Origin of the sequence: Geobacillus sp. WSUCF1, from assembly GCF_000422025.1 — a bacterium.
GTDB classification, from domain to species: Bacteria; Bacillota; Bacilli; order Bacillales; family Anoxybacillaceae; genus Geobacillus; species Geobacillus zalihae.
Window position 1 is genome coordinate 1 of record NZ_ATCO01000342.1, and the last position, 292, is coordinate 292.

1 pseudogene is annotated in these 292 nt (G+C 51.7%); it reads right to left on the reverse strand.

The window, feature by feature from the left end:
- Positions 1–101 (reverse strand): annotated as a pseudogene (locus I656_RS18530) (RNA polymerase subunit sigma-70); the annotation flags it as partial.
- Positions 102–292 lie beyond the last annotated feature (191 nt).

Genomic DNA, 292 nt, shown 5'->3' on the forward strand with positions numbered 1-292 from the left:
TGAGCGCTTAACGGCTGGGGAAACGCATTGTTTTTAATATACGAGACAAGAAACGTCAGCTCTTTCAACAGAAACGTAAACGCCGTGAAAATGCCGGACATGCTCTCACCCCCGCCTGCTGTCATCGGCGGAAACCGCCTATCGTTATGTATATGCAGGGGCGATGTTGTCCGTGTCTTGACGACAAAAATAGACCGGCCCGAAATGAGCCGGCAATGACCTGACCAATCAAAAACGATTGTCACCAACGTTCTGCTGATGCGGTCCGCCTGCTTATCCCCCTCCCGATGCA